Here is a 14,096-nt window from a genome sequence, read left to right as displayed (position 1 = left end):
CCACAATGAGCCAATACTGGATAAATATGTTGTTTGTGGGCGCATCCTTCCTGCTGTACATAGGGATTGCGGTGTGGGCCCGAGCTGGATCGACCAAAGAATTCTACGTAGCTGGTGGTGGCGTCCATCCCGTAACTAACGGTATGGCAACTGCAGCTGACTGGATGTCTGCGGCGTCTTTCATTTCGATGGCGGGTATCATCGCATCCGGTGGTTACGCGACTTCGGTTTACCTGATGGGCTGGACCGGCGGCTACGTGCTGCTCGCGATGCTGCTGGCACCCTACCTGCGTAAATTTGGCAAGTTCACCGTACCAGACTTCATCGGTGATCGTTTCTACAGCCGAGGCGCACGCCTGGTTGCGGTCATCTGCCTGATTCTGATTTCGGTCACCTACGTGATCGGCCAGATGTCCGGTGCTGGTGTGGCCTTCTCCCGCTTCCTTGAAGTGAGCAACGACGTTGGTATCTGGCTAGCCGCCGCGATCGTGTTCGCCTATGCGGTATTTGGTGGCATGAAGGGCATCACCTATACCCAGGTGGCGCAGTACGTGGTGCTGATCATCGCCTACACCATCCCTGCCGTGTTCATCGCCTTCCAGCTGACCGGTAACCCGATCCCGATGTTCGGTATGTTCGGTACCCATGTCGAATCCGGTATGCCGCTGCTGGACAAGCTGGATACTGTCGTTCAGGACCTGGGCTTCGCTGCTTACACTGCGGATGTCGACAACAAGCTGAACATGTTCCTGTTCACCCTGTCGCTGATGATCGGTACTGCTGGTCTGCCGCACGTCATCATTCGCTTCTTCACCGTACCGAAAGTAGCTGACGCTCGCTGGTCGGCTGGCTGGACCCTGGTTTTCATCGCGCTGCTGTACCTGACCGCTCCGGCCGTTGCGTCCATGGCTCGTCTGAACCTGGTGGATACCATCTATCCGGAAGGTCCGCAGGCTGAAGCGATTCTCCATGCAGAGCGTCCGGGCTGGATGCAGACCTGGGAAGAAACCGGTCTGATCCAATTTGAAGACAAGAACAATGATGGCCGCATCCAGATGTACAACGACACCAACGCTGCCTTTGCTCCTACTGCGCAAGAGCGCGGCTGGAACGGCAACGAGCTGGTCGTCAACAATGACATCATCGTTCTGGCCAACCCGGAAATCGCTAACCTGCCTGGCTGGGTCGTCGGTCTGATCGCGGCGGGTGGTATTGCGGCGGCGCTGTCGACAGCAGCAGGTCTGCTGCTGGCTATCTCCTCGGCTATCAGTCATGACCTGATCAAGACGATCATCAATCCAAAGATCAGCGAAAAGAGCGAGATGCTGGCTGCTCGTCTTTCCATGACAGGTGCGATTCTCGTAGCTACCTGGCTGGGGCTGAATCCACCAGGCTTTGCGGCGCAGGTGGTGGCACTGGCGTTCGGTCTGGCGGCATCGAGTCTGTTCCCGGCGCTGATGATGGGGATCTTCTCCAAGCGTGTGAACAGCAAGGGCGCCGTCGCGGGAATGCTGGTTGGTCTGGTGAGCACCAGCATCTACATCTTCCTGTATCTGGGCTGGTTCTTCATTCCAGGCACTGCGTCGTTCGCCAACACGCCTGCCGAGTGGATGTTCGGCATTTCCCCGCAAGCCTTCGGTGCTATCGGTGCGATGCTCAACTTTGCAGTGGCTTACGCTGTGTCGATGGCCACAGAGGCTCCGCCGAAAGCAATTCAGGATCTGGTTGAAAGTGTTCGTACTCCGAAAGGTGCGGGCGCTGCGCTTGATCACTAAGTGTTAATTCGTCCAGAAGTTGGGTTTAGAATCTGACCCATGGGTGAAACAAGTCGGGCTTCCATTTGGGAGCCCGATTTTTTTTTAAGGAAGATTCGTATGATCTGGCATCTAATCGCTGCAATCGTCGCCGCAGTGGCGGGTGCGGGGGTCGCGCTGTTGTTGCGTAGCCTGACCCGTAAGCGGCTACCGAAGTGGATCATCCCAGCATTTGCCGGTCTGGGCATGCTCGGCTACACCATCCATTACGAATACACTTGGTTCGACACCAAGCAAGCGCGTCTACCGCAAGGCTCCGTTGTGGTATCGAGCGAAGAGGGCGAGATGTTCTGGCGCCCCTGGACCATCAAGTTTCCGATGCCACTGGTCTATACGGTACTCGATGGCGCGAGCGCGCAGACCGAAGAGACCAGCAAGGGCCCCGTCGCTCGTTTCACCCTGTATCGCTTTGAAAAGCATCATCTGATGTCCACAGTGAAAAGCGCGAATTACCAGGCGCTTTGCACCGAGAAGGTGATGTTCCGGCTGAACGAGGAAGGTCAGGCGAAGTTTGAAACCATGACCGAACTGGACGTGGCTGCGCCGCTTTACCAGGCCGTTTGCACAGCCGGCCGTTTGTAACTACGCAAGGCCAGCAGCACCGCAGTTGGAGCGGTCAGGGTTGCTGGCGCTGGCGGGTCCTTTCGCTACCGGCTCGGCTTCCGCGGCCGGGTAGCAGGGGCCACAGCCCCAGTCCTGCCTGCGCGCCGAGCCCGAGCCAGGCCAAGGTATCCCACCAGCCATCACCGAGCAGCGCGGCGAACAACCCTGCTAAACCGAGGAGGGCGATCAGGCCGGGCAGCAAAAACGTCGATTGGCGCCAACTCATGCCATCACCTCGCGCGTCGATGTGGCGCCGCGACGTCGTACCCACCATAGATAGAGCCCGCTGCCGAGTACGATGATCGTCAGCACGTCCAGCACCGCCCAGAGAATCTGCATCGGCCGCCCGCCGTAATCGCCGAAGTGCAGCGGCGAGGACAGCGACAGCGCATCCATGTACCAGGGGCGGCTGCCGGCAGCTGTGATGTCGAGCGTTTGCGCATCGATCAGCACCGGTGTGAGCAGATGCGAGGTCAGATGGCTACTGCCGTTCATGAACACCGTGTAATGATGCTCGCTGGAAAAACGCGTACCGGGAAATGCAATGAAATCCGGCTGCATGCCTGGTGCTGCCTGAGCGGCGATTTCCAGCAACTGACTGGCCGGTGCGCGCTCCGTCAACGGCGGGGCATCCCGGTAGGGCTCGAGCATCGCGCTCAGGGATTCGGCACGCCAAGCCTCGATCAGCAGGTCCGCACAGGCGCTGACCACGCCGGTGATCCCCACTACCAGTGCCCAACTGAGCGTGACGACACCGATCAGGTTGTGCAGATCGAGCCAGCGCGTCCTGCTGGAACGGTCATGGCGTACCTGAGCAAACTCCAGACGCCGCATAAAGGGCGCGTACAGCACCACGCCCGAAATGATCGCCACAATGAACAATATGCCCATGAAGGCCAGGAATAACTTGCCCGGTAACCCGGCGAACATGTCCACGTGCATGCGCAGAAAGAACATCATCAGGCCGCCATTGGCCGCAGGCATCTCCACCGCTTCTCCGGTTCGCGCATCGAGCATGAAGGTATAGGAGGAGTTTGGTTCGGTGCCGGCGGTCGCAGCGGTAATGGCCACGACGCCATTGGGTTCGTCGGCTTCCCAGCCAAAGTACTGTACTACCTCGCCGGTCCGGTGCTGCTCGGCGGCACCGACCAACTGCTGCAGATCCAGGTGCGGGGTGTCGGCAGGCATCTCACGCAGCTCGGGCGCCTCGCCAAGCAGGTGCTCCAGCTCGTGGTGAAAGATCAGCGGTAGCCCGGTAATGGCAAGCATCAGCAGGAACAGCGTGCAGATCAGGCTGGTCCAGGTGTGGACAAAGGACCAGCGACGGATGGTGGTGGTTCGCATTAGAACTCCAGTTGCGCCGACAGCTTGAGCGTGCGTGGTGCTCCAAGGTAATGGCTGCTCAGCCAGTATTCTTCGTCGGTCAGGTTGCTCAGGTTGACGCGCAGAGTGAGGGCACGTTCATCCGCCAAGGCCATGCGATAGCGGCCGCCTAGGTCGAAAGTGGTGAACGAGGGGATGGTGTGGTCGTTGGCCTCGTCGGTGTGTTGCTTGCCCGTATAGAAGACGCCACCGGTGAGTGTCAGCCCGGGTACGCCGAAGATCGCGTATTCGCCGTACAGCTTGGCCAGGTGCCGCGCCACGTCGACCGGGCGATTGCCGTCGTTGGCAGCGTTCGCCGCGCCTTCTACGACCGGATCGAGCAAAGTGACGCCGCCCACCAGCGTCAGTGCTGGGGTAACGTTGCCCGTTACGCTGAACTCCAGGCCCTTGTTGTTCTGCATGCCATCCTGAACGAAGAAGTTGGCTGCATTGGTGTAGGTGTTGGGCTTCTCGATGTCGAACAGCGCAACGGTGTACAGGACACCGCCGAGCTCGGCTTTCGCACCGATTTCGTACTGCTCGCTGACGATCGGCGCCAGTGCCTGGCCGGCGTTGTTCGAGCCGCTCGGCGCCACGCCACCCGTCTGCAGACCTTCGATGTAGGTCACGTACGTGGTCAGCCACTCGACTGGCTTGTAGACGAGCGAGACGTTGGGCGAGGTTTTAGTTTCGCTGTAGTCCTCGATCGCCGGCGGGCTGCCGAACGCGTCGACCCAGACGAAGTTGTCGCTGAAGGTCTTGATACGTGAGTGCGTCACGCCAAGGATCGTCGACCATTGCTCGTTGAATGTGATGACGTCGCCGATCAGTACGCTGTCGGACTGGGAGCGGCTGGCCAGATGGTAGTTGCCATCGCCGAGGTCGTAGGCCGGCTTGGCCACCTGCGGCCGCTCGCTGAAGGGCGCTTCGGGGGTGACCGACACATATTGCGGGCCCGGGAAGGGGATGTAATCGGTGTTGTAGCGAACCCGGGCGATGTTTCCCTGGTAACCGAAGGTCATCGCATGGCCGACACCCGCAGTGTCGAAAACTGCATCGAGAAACAGGTTGCCCGAGGTCTCTTCGGTTTCTACCGGGGCGAAGGCATAGAGTGGCTGGACGTACACGCCGGCCGAATTCACGGTCGGCCCCGTATAGGCGTATTCGGTCGTGTACTGGCTGTAGCCCAGCGCGCCGCGCAGGCTGAACACGTCGCTCAGGCGCCACTGGAAGCGGCTGCCGACACGGTCGTGGCGGCTGTCGTTGTAGGCCCAGCGTTGGCTATAGAGCTCGTCGTTCTCCAAGTCGTCGGCATCAGGCCGGAATGCTTGATCGGCGAAATACCAGTAGCTGGTGAGGCCCCGCGTCTCACTCTGCTTGTGCGAGGCGTCGAACTGGATGAGCAAGTCGTCGCTGACGTTCCAGTCCAGTGCGACGCTGGCCATGTGACGGCGTTCGACCTGGCCATCGATGGCGGTTTCACCGTCCTGGGCGAGCAGGTTGACGCGGTAGGCGAAGCGACCTTCGCTGTCGATCGGCCCGCCGAAGTCGCCGTGCAGGTACTGGTTCTCGCCGCCAGGGGTGCCGTAGGTCACGCTGTTGTAGCGCTCGGCAGTGGGGCGCTTGAGCACGTAGTTGACCAGTCCGCCGGGGCTGGCCGGACCATATAGGAAGCCGGACAGACCGCTGAGGATTTCCAGCCGCTCCATTTCCTCGATGAAGTTGCCGCCATCGTAGCCGTTACTGAAGCGCAGGCCATCATTGGCGATACTCAGGTTGCCGACGCCGCTGAAGCCGCGAATGGCTACCGCGCTGGCGTAACCGGCGCTGGTCGGGGAGGTGAACTGCGTGGTCGGGCTGAGCTTGAAGATGTCGTCGCTGGAGGTGGCCTGGATGTTATCCATCAGCTCCGACGAAATCACTGCCACCGAATAGGGAGCATCCTGGAGTGACATTCCGCCCAGCGCGCCGACGTTTCGCACGGCGCTGGCGCGATAGCCGCTTTCTTCGCCGCCCTCAGCCAACGCCTCGGTTGCCGTCACGGTGACATCCGGCAGTGCCATCGCCTCGGTTGCTGCCTGCTGCAAACTGAAGCTGCCCGAAGGGTCCTGACGAAGTTCGAGTCCGGTGCCCCGCAGGGCTTCTCGCAGCGCACCCTGGCCATCGAAGCAGCCTTGTACCGGCTCGGCCATGCGGTCGCGGGTCAACGCCGGATCGATGCTGAGCACCAGTCCCGCTTCGGCGGCGATACGATTGAGGGTCGAGGCCAGAGGTGCGGCGGGCAGAGAGTACTCGCGAACATCGCCAATAACCGCTTCGCCGTTGGCCGCCTGGGCCAGTAGTGGCAGTGGTGCGACGGCAATAGCAACGGCCAGGAGGCTGGGACGGAACAGTGAAAGCGATGGCATTTGTGAATAACTCCCGAATAGGAATATGTCTCAGTTATTCATCAGGCCGGATCAGAAATGAAAAGTGATAGGGGCAACTGAAAATATTTTCATAGGGGCCCGCAGCGCCGCTGTGGTGGGCGCCGCCGCTACGTTCCCGGGGGGCTGACGGGTTGCGCCGGAACCACCTTGACCCACCAATCGGTGTGCCGCTCGATCCGCACAGGTAGGCTGGGCGGCAGGGCCGCCAGCGCGCGGTCGGTGTCATTCAGCGGAAAGCTGCCGCTGATGCGCAGGGATTCGAGGCTCGGATCAAGGCCGAGATAGCCTTGGCGGTATTCGCTTAGCTTCGCCAGTAGTTCGGCCAGCGGCAGGTTTTCCACCACGAGCATGCCGCGGCTCCAGGCGTCTGCGCCGACAGGCGCTTCCCGGCTATCACCGAGATGGCCACGGTGCATCAGCACCTGCTCACCGGCCCGTAGGGTTCGGCCTTCCCGCAGATCGCCCGGAAGCGCGGCGACAGCCGAGCGAAGCACGATCAGGCGGGTGCCATCCCCCTCACGCCGAACAATGAATCGCGTGCCGAGCGCGCGAAGATTGCCTTGTTCGGTTTCGACGATAAAGGGTCTCGGGTCGTTGCCCGTGCGGTTTCAACAAGCACCTCACCGCTGTGTAGAAACAGTCGGCGCTCTTGCTGATCGAAGCGAATGTCCAGTGCGCTGCGACTGTTCAGCCGAATGTGGCTGTTGTCAGCCAGCGTAACGCTCTGCTGTTCTCCAGCGCCGGTGCGCTTGTCGGCTAACCACACGGGCAGCGGTTTCGATTGCAGCGCCATTGCCACGCCCAGTGTGCACAGCAGTGCCAGGCCGAGAAACGCACGACCAGCTGCTCGCCGTCCGGAGTGCGCTCTGACCTGCAGCGCCCGTCGCGCAGTTGGTGAGTTAATGGTGCCCAGTTGCTGATCGATACCGCCTAGTTGCGCCCAAGCCTTGGCATGTTCGGGATTTACAGCAAGCCAGCGTTGCAACTCGGGAAGATGGCGCGCAGTTTCGGAACCATCACCCAGGCGCAACTGCCACGCGATGGCCTCGTCGAGAACCCGCGCCGAAACCGGGTGGCGAGCCGCGTTCATGTCGGCTCGCCATAGACGGCGATGTAGCACTGGCGCAGCGCCTGCGCCAAATACTGACGCACGCGTGGTACCGAGACACCTAGACGCTCGGCAATCTCGGCGTGCGTCATACCGTCCAGACGGTTGTAGAAAAAGGCCGCTCGGGCCTTCGCCGAAAGTTGACCAAGCAGCGTATCAACCTCGCGCAGCGCTTGAAGCGTCTGTAGTTGCTCCTCGGCGCTGGGTTGGGTTTCTTCCGTTTGTAGCGCCAGCTCATCGAGATAAGCGCGCTCCAGAGCGCTGCGGCGGAAATGGTCGATCAGCAGGCCGCGGGCGATAGTAGCCAGCAATGCCCGAGGTTCGCGGACATTGCTCAGGTCGTTGCGTTTGAGCAAGCGAACAAATATGTCCTGGCTCAGGTCCTCGGCGCGGTGCGGGCAGGCCTGATACCGCCGCAGCCAATTGAGCAGCCAGTCGCGATGATCGCGATACAGCGAACCCGCGAAAAGTTGGTTGGACGACTCACCAGCCGACAAGGCGATGCTCCAAGGCCGACGGACGGCCAGTAACGAGAACTATTCGCAGTATGATCGCAAGTTGCCGCCATTGGTGCAACGGGCGTTAATGCATACAGATCACCGGTACCTCGCGCCGGCGAGACGCTACATGAAGTTCGCCTGCTGCCGCTGTCGCCAGTTGGCCAAGCGCTGATTCAGAGCGCTCAGGTTATCCAGGCCCTGGCGTCTCGCTTTGCTCATCAGAATCAGGGCCAGCTCTGCCGTCACCAGCGCATCGGCGCTGGCGTGATGGCGCTGCAGCACCTGCAGGCCGAAATGGGTACACCAGTCGTCCAGATGGTTCTGCCTTGGCCGGTTGTCCGGGCAGAGCATCGGCGCAAGCTCGGCGACATCGATGAAAGGATGGCGCAGCTTATAGCCGAGCGCGCGTTTCAGTGCGCGGGTCAGCATGCGTTGATCGAAGCCGGCATGGAAGGCCAGGATTGGGCTGTCGCCGACAAACTCCATGAAGTCCAGCAGCGCTTCGGCGGGCTCCTCGCCGTTTTCCAGCTCACTCGGTGCGATGCCATGGATCAGGACGCTCTCGCTGATCTTCTGCGCCGGGCGCAGCAGGGTTGATTCGAACTGTTCCCCCAGATGGATGCTGCTCCGTTCGATCACCACCGCGCCAATGGACAGCACAATGTCGCGGCGCATATCCAGGCCGCTGGTTTCCAGATCGAGCACCACCATGCGCTGCGTCTGTAGCGGGCACAGGTCGAGCGGCGCGGGCGAAGGCAGGCGATCGCGCCGCTGCAGCTGTTCCAGGCTAAGGATGGGGCCGCGTTGTCTGAACCAGGGCATATTCATAACTGATAGCGAACCGCCAGGCTGCTTTGCAAGCGCTGGGCTTGGCGAAAGGATTCACGCAGGATACGCCGGTCCAGATGGTTGAGGCTGTCGGGGTCGAGCCGGTTGGAATACGGCCGTCCCTCGCGTGCCTGCTGCTGGTGCTGCTGCATGCGCGTCTGCTGGATGAAATGGTAGGCCTCTTCGAAGGCTGCGCCATCCTTTTCGTCGATGACATCGTTTTCGACCAGCTGGCGCAACCGATCGAGGGTGTTGCAAGTGGCGATGCCGTGAGCCAACGCAAGCAGGCGCGCCCCGTCGACGAACGGCGTCAGGCCTTGCACCTTGAGGTCCAGCGTCGCCTTGCCTTCGCCCTTGCGGGAGACCACGAAGTCGCGGAAGCGGCCCACCGGCGGTCGCTGGCGCAAAGCATTCTCGGCCAGCATGCGTTGGAACAGGCGGTTTTCGCCGATCTCATCGAGCAACTCGGCGCGTAGCTGCTCGCAGCCTTCAGCGGGTCCCCAGATGGCCCGCAAGTCGAAATAGATCGTACTGTTGAGCAGGTTCTCAGAGGTCGACTCCCGAACGAACGAGCTGAAGCGCCGCCGCCACTCCTGTCGTGACAGGCACAGCTGGGGATTGCTGGCCATGATGTTGCCCTTGCACAGGCTGAAGCCGCAGGTATCGAGGTCGCGGTTGATGCGCTCGGCGAGCGGCAGCAGGTGACCGCGGATATGCGCGGCCTCCGCAGCATTGGCGGCCTCGAACAGGATGCCGTTGTCCTGGTCGGTGTGCAGCGTCTGCTCTCGACGCCCTTCGCTGCCGAAACACAGCCAGGTGAAGGGAACGCCAGGGTCGCCCAGAGCGCCGATGGCCAGTTCGATCACGCGGCAGACCGAGTGGTCGTTAAGCAGCGTAATGATGTGGGTGATCTGCGTCGACGATGCGCCGTGCGCCAGCATGTTGTCGACCAACTGCAGTATGCGGCTGCGGATGATCACCAGTGTCTCAACGCTGTCGGCGTGAGAGATGGCCTGCGCCAGGTGCACGAGGTCGACGCGCTGCAGCGAGAACAGATCCCGCTCGGAAATAACGCCGCACAGAGTGCCCTTCTCGACGATGCAGACGTGGGCGATATGCCGTTCGGTCATGGCGATCGCTGCGTCGAACGCGCTGGCGTCTGGCGGCAGATAGAAAGGGTTATGCGTCATGAAGTTGGAGATCGGCACGGATAGCTCTGTAGTGCCGGTGGCGATCACTCGCCGAAGGTCGCGCAGCGTGAAGATGCCGATCGGATGCAACTTTTCGTCGGTGATCACGATGCTGCCGACATTGGTTTCGTTCATCAGGCCGACTGCTTCGGGAAGCGGCGTGGTGGGTAGGCATGCGACCGGATGGTGCAGCGCCAGCTCGCCGATACGGGTCTCTAGCGAGTACTGTTCTCCTAAATTTTCCACCGCGCGCATTTGCGCCTGCTGGTTGACCAGGTCGAGCAGGCTGCTCACCCCGCGCATGGCGAAATCGCGAAACGCGGCGGACTTGGATACCAGTCTGACGAAGGCGGGTTTGCTCAGTAGAAAGCAGAAGGTGTCCTCAGCGGCGAAATGGCTGGTGCGAGTGGCACGCTCGCCCATCAGCGCCGCCATCGGAAAGCATTCGCCGACGATGACTTCGAACGTGGTCTCGGTACCGCGCTTGCTGGTATGTGGGCGCTGGCCATGCACGCGGCCCTGCTTGACGATATAGAAGTGTTCGACGACGCCGTCATCGGGCGAAATGATGCAGTCGCCTTCGCTGTAGAAACGCAGCTGGCAGTTTTCGACCAGATAAGCGAGGTGGCCCGGTTCCATCTGGTTGAACGGCGGGAATTTGCGCAGAAACTCCATGGTTCCGTGGATGTTCTGCAACACAGCGGTCTTGCCCGCCTCGGCGAAAGCATCGGCTTTGCTCATGGTTCGCTTCCATCTTTTGCGCCCAATGGTGGGCTGTGGGTCGACAGGGGCACATTGGACGTAAGTCTAGTCGCGGGGCGGGGCGGGAGCCGCAGGCTGACTCGGGTCAGCGCATTTCGCCGCGTTCGCTACCGGTTGGGAACTCGCACCCCCAAAAAAGAAACCCCGCCAACAGGGCGGGGTTCTTCATTGGATCCGGCGGCGGACAGGCGCGGCCTTCTGACATTGCGTCAGATTACGGCAGCGTAAACAGCACCTTGACCGAATCGTTGACCGCGGCGCTGTCGACATAGCCAATGGCGTCGGCTTCCGCCGCTACCTTGGCGACCACTGCGGCGTCGTCGGCAACGCTGCTCATCGGCTGGCCCTTGCCGGTGAACACCAGACCGGACCAGTAGGACTTCAGCTGCGACTCGTTCTTGCTGGTCACTGCGGTGTAGAAGCTCTCCTTGGCCGGCGTCCAGTTCTTGAGGTCGACGCCTTTCATGGACTTGTCCTTGCCCAGGAAGATATTGGCGACGTCGGACTGCGAAGGCGCCTTGGCGGCACCCGGGTTAACGATGACAGCAACTTCTGCGCTGGCCATGCCAACGGCGCCGGCCGTGAGCGCCAGGAGAGCAGCTTGTGCGAAACGCTTCATGATGACCTCCTTTAGAATACGAAGTCGACGCCGACGGAGATGATTTCACCGTCGAAATTTCGAGCTGGAACACCCCTAGCGTTTCCGATGACTTCCAGCGCGTTGCGGACAAACAAGCCGTCATAGCCGCCGCTGGTGTCCACGCGTTTGTACTCGCCCTTGAGCGTAACGGTAGGCATCAGGTTGTAGTTCAGGCCGTAAGTCCAGGAGCTTTGGCGACCAGCATCGTCGTCCAGCTGGGCATAAGTGGCATGAGCGAGAAAATCACCGAAGCGCCGGCCACCCATCAGGTAGAAAGCATCGGAGCTACCGCTGTCATCGTTCTCAATGGAGCGGCTGACCCATTCATTCGAACTGACCCAGGTACCGTTGTCGTACTGGTGGCCGATAGAAGTAAACTTGCCTTTCGTCTCGTCCAGTTGAAGCAACGGAATTGGTTGTGCCACACCCGTTATCGAGACGCGAAAATCAGCCGAGAGATCTGCCTCGACATAGCCGATCCGGAAAGTACCGAAATCATTGGTCGCCAGGCTTACGTTGGCGCCGAATAGATTTTCGTAGTCCATCTCGAAATCTTCGTCGTACACGTAGGTGTCGTCATTCTTGGCCTGACCGGCAGCAAGCTGGAAACTGACGGAGCCGTAAGACAGCGGCAGGCTATAAATAGCGTCCACACCTTCGTAGCTGGTTAAGTAAACCAAGCTGTACACCTCATCGGGAAGGCGCAGCCAAGGATAGCTGTATCCAACATCCAGAGTTTCGGAATACATGAACACTGGCGTGCGCAGGCGTCCTGCACGGAGCATCAGATTCTGATCTGCTTGCCAGGACAGATAGGCCCATTCGAGGTTGGCTTGCCAATCGTCCTTTTCCGCCTTGGCGGTGAGCTGGATGGTCGCACCAATGGTGTCGGTCAAACCATACTGCAATTGCGCGCCAAATTTGGACAGCTGGTCACCGCGCCAGGAGTCGTTAGTCTGGCCCTGGATGCCATAGCTACGTCCGTCCTCTTCGCCTCCCAGATGGGTGAAGCCGACGGTGCCGAAACCGTTGAAACGATATTCGCCCTGCTCGAGAGCGAACGCGGGTGTTGCTGCCAGGCAGGCAGCTGCCAGGCTTATGACACGTACTGCGGTCATGGATGATGCTCCTAACACTGATTAAACGCGGAACTGGGCGGTGGCCGCCCGCAGATGGTCGCCGGTGCTGACCAGTTGCTCGCCGAGACGAGCAGTGGCTTCGGCGCCTTTTGCGGTTGCTTGTGCGTCCTGCTGCAACACTTGGGTTTCTTGTTGGATGGAACTCGACAGGCCGATTTGCTCGTGGGTGAACTGAGCGATGCCGGCGTTGAGTTCGTCGATCTGGTTGACGGTGTGCGCAATGGTTTCGAGCAGCTGGGTGGCCTCGACCGAGCGCTCGATGCTCGAGCGGGACTTCTCGCCGTTGCTATTCATGACATTGAGCACGGTGTTGGCGCTGGTTTGCAGACGCTGGATGATTTGCTGGATTTCGGCGGTGGAGGCTGCGGTCTTCTGAGCCAGGTTACGTACCTCATCGGCGACCACGGCAAAGCCGCGGCCCTGCTCACCGGCGCGGGCGGCTTCGATGGCCGCATTGAGTGCGAGCAGGTTGGTCTGTTCGGCAATGCTGCGGATCACGGTCAGTACCGAGCCGACTTCCTGGGTTTCCTCTTCCAATTGCTCCATGGCCTGCACGGCGCTGATCACGCTGTTGCCCAAGTCAGTGATGCCTTTCGACAAGCTGCCCACATGCTCACGCGCGGTGGTGGCCTGGCGGGCCGCGGAGTTGGCTTCTTCGGAGGCTTGCTGCGAGCGCTGGGCCACCTCCTGAATGCTGCCGGTCATGGTGAGAATGTCGCGGGTGATCGAGTCGGTGTGGTACTGCTGCGACTTGGCGTTTTCTTCCGAGCCCTGTGTCAGGTTGTAGAGTTCTTTCGATACCTGGCCGAGCGGGCTGGCCGCTTCGATGATCTGGCGAATGGTGCGTTGCAGCTTGTCGAGGAAACCGTTGAACAGCTCGATCATCGCGCCGATTTCATCATTCGATTTCACGTTCACGCGTTGAGTGAGGTCGCCATCCCCACGCGCGATCGACTGCAGCGATGCGATCACACCGCGCACGTTGATCATGACGCTGCGAATCACCAGCCAGGCACCGAGACCTACCACGATGACAAGCACCAGACTGAGGATGATACCCAGGCGCGTGGTGGTTTCATTGGCTTCGCGGGTTTCAGCGAGGGTCTGCTGGAAGTCGGCGTAGGCACCGGCACGGAAGTCGCCTGCCAGTTTCTGCGCCCGGGCCAGATCGCTGGCCATGCGATCCAGGCTCGGTCGCAGGTCATCAAACGAGGCACTGCCATCGATCAGCTTCGCAGAGGCGCCGAGCGCATTGTCGGCGTAGCCCTTCACCGCATTGCGCCAGCTATCGAGTGCCTGTTGGCGTTGAGGTTGGCCGCTGAGAAGCGTCGCCAGCGCCTGCTGCTGCGCGTCAATGTCGCTCAGCACTTCACGCGCTTCGCCGAGAATGCCCGCTTCGCCCGCCGCAACAGCGTTGTTCAGCAGGCCTGGAATGCGAGAAAACTGGAAAATCACCGCATCGGCCTTTTCCAGTGTCGGGTAGCTCTGACTTTCCAGCATTTGCAGCCGCGAATCGGTCGCCGATAGCTGCAGCGAGGTATAGCCAACATAGAGGATCAGCCCGAGCAGCGCGACGGCGGGCACCAGCGAAAGCTTGGCGGTCAGCGAGAGATTCTTGAACATGCAGCGACTCCACAGCGGGCGGCGAATACTACGAGATGGCACATGGTGGCGATATGCCACCCGTCGGAAATGTTGTGACCGGATCTCTCATCTTGGTC

11 protein-coding genes and 1 pseudogene are annotated in these 14,096 nt (G+C 60.7%); 2 read left to right on the top strand and 10 right to left on the bottom strand.

What is annotated here, in order from left to right:
* Positions 1 to 5: 5 nt before the first annotated feature.
* Positions 6 to 1,775 carry a sodium:solute symporter family protein gene (locus tag DQ405_RS02370; RefSeq protein ID WP_168422764.1) on the top strand — a complete coding sequence of 590 codons (1,770 nt, stop codon included), beginning with the start codon at positions 6 to 8 and terminating at the stop codon, positions 1,773 to 1,775.
* A gap of 99 nt (positions 1,776 to 1,874) precedes the next feature.
* On the top strand, positions 1,875 to 2,396 hold the full coding sequence (locus DQ405_RS02365) for a hypothetical protein (protein WP_168422763.1): 522 nt from the start codon (positions 1,875 to 1,877) through the stop codon (positions 2,394 to 2,396).
* Between the two features lie 34 nt (positions 2,397 to 2,430).
* On the opposite strand, the gene DQ405_RS02360 is transcribed toward DQ405_RS02365, so the two are convergent.
* The 10 genes and pseudogenes from DQ405_RS02360 to DQ405_RS02315 form a co-directional block, all read right to left on the bottom strand.
* Positions 2,431 to 2,643 carry a hypothetical protein gene (locus DQ405_RS02360; protein ID WP_168422762.1) on the bottom strand — a complete coding sequence of 71 codons (213 nt, stop codon included), beginning with the start codon at positions 2,641 to 2,643 and terminating at the stop codon, positions 2,431 to 2,433.
* Positions 2,640 to 3,761, bottom strand: coding sequence for a PepSY-associated TM helix domain-containing protein (locus DQ405_RS02355; RefSeq protein ID WP_168422761.1), 1,122 nt, complete (start codon positions 3,759 to 3,761; stop codon positions 2,640 to 2,642). The genes DQ405_RS02360 and DQ405_RS02355 overlap by 4 nt, the downstream gene beginning before the upstream one ends.
* Positions 3,761 to 6,187 (bottom strand): TonB-dependent receptor, encoded by a 2,427-nt coding sequence (locus DQ405_RS02350; RefSeq protein WP_168422760.1) that lies wholly within the window; start codon positions 6,185 to 6,187, stop codon positions 3,761 to 3,763. Before DQ405_RS02350 ends, DQ405_RS02355 begins: the two co-directional genes overlap by 1 nt.
* A 128-nt stretch (positions 6,188 to 6,315) precedes the next feature.
* Positions 6,316 to 7,298 (bottom strand): annotated as a pseudogene (locus DQ405_RS02345) (FecR domain-containing protein).
* The gene (locus DQ405_RS02340) at positions 7,295 to 7,813 is read right to left on the bottom strand and encodes an RNA polymerase sigma factor (RefSeq protein ID WP_168422759.1); all 519 of its coding nucleotides are present in this window, start codon (positions 7,811 to 7,813) and stop codon (positions 7,295 to 7,297) included. The pseudogene DQ405_RS02345 and the gene DQ405_RS02340 overlap by 4 nt, the downstream one beginning before the upstream one ends.
* Before the next feature lie 126 nt (positions 7,814 to 7,939).
* A complete protein-coding gene (locus DQ405_RS02335) occupies positions 7,940 to 8,644 on the bottom strand; it encodes a 3'-5' exonuclease (RefSeq protein ID WP_168422758.1) in 705 nt (234 codons plus the stop codon).
* The gene (locus DQ405_RS02330) at positions 8,641 to 10,575 is read right to left on the bottom strand and encodes a putative nucleotidyltransferase substrate binding domain-containing protein (RefSeq protein WP_168422757.1); all 1,935 of its coding nucleotides are present in this window, start codon (positions 10,573 to 10,575) and stop codon (positions 8,641 to 8,643) included. Before DQ405_RS02330 ends, DQ405_RS02335 begins: the two co-directional genes overlap by 4 nt.
* Positions 10,576 to 10,810: 235 nt before the next feature.
* Positions 10,811 to 11,215, bottom strand: coding sequence for a phosphate ABC transporter substrate-binding protein (locus tag DQ405_RS02325; RefSeq protein ID WP_168422756.1), 405 nt, complete (start codon positions 11,213 to 11,215; stop codon positions 10,811 to 10,813).
* A gap of 11 nt (positions 11,216 to 11,226) precedes the next feature.
* Positions 11,227 to 12,354, bottom strand: a complete 1,128-nt coding sequence (locus DQ405_RS02320) for a porin (RefSeq protein ID WP_168422755.1) — start codon at positions 12,352 to 12,354, stop codon at positions 11,227 to 11,229.
* Positions 12,355 to 12,375: 21 nt separating this feature from the next.
* Entirely contained in the window at positions 12,376 to 13,998 is a 1,623-nt protein-coding gene (locus DQ405_RS02315) for a methyl-accepting chemotaxis protein (protein ID WP_168422754.1), read from the bottom strand.
* Positions 13,999 to 14,096 lie beyond the last annotated feature (98 nt).

The organism is Pseudomonas sp. SST3 (assembly GCF_003325755.1).
Note: the sequence above shows the minus strand (reverse complement) of the source record. Positions and strands in the feature narration are given on the sequence as shown.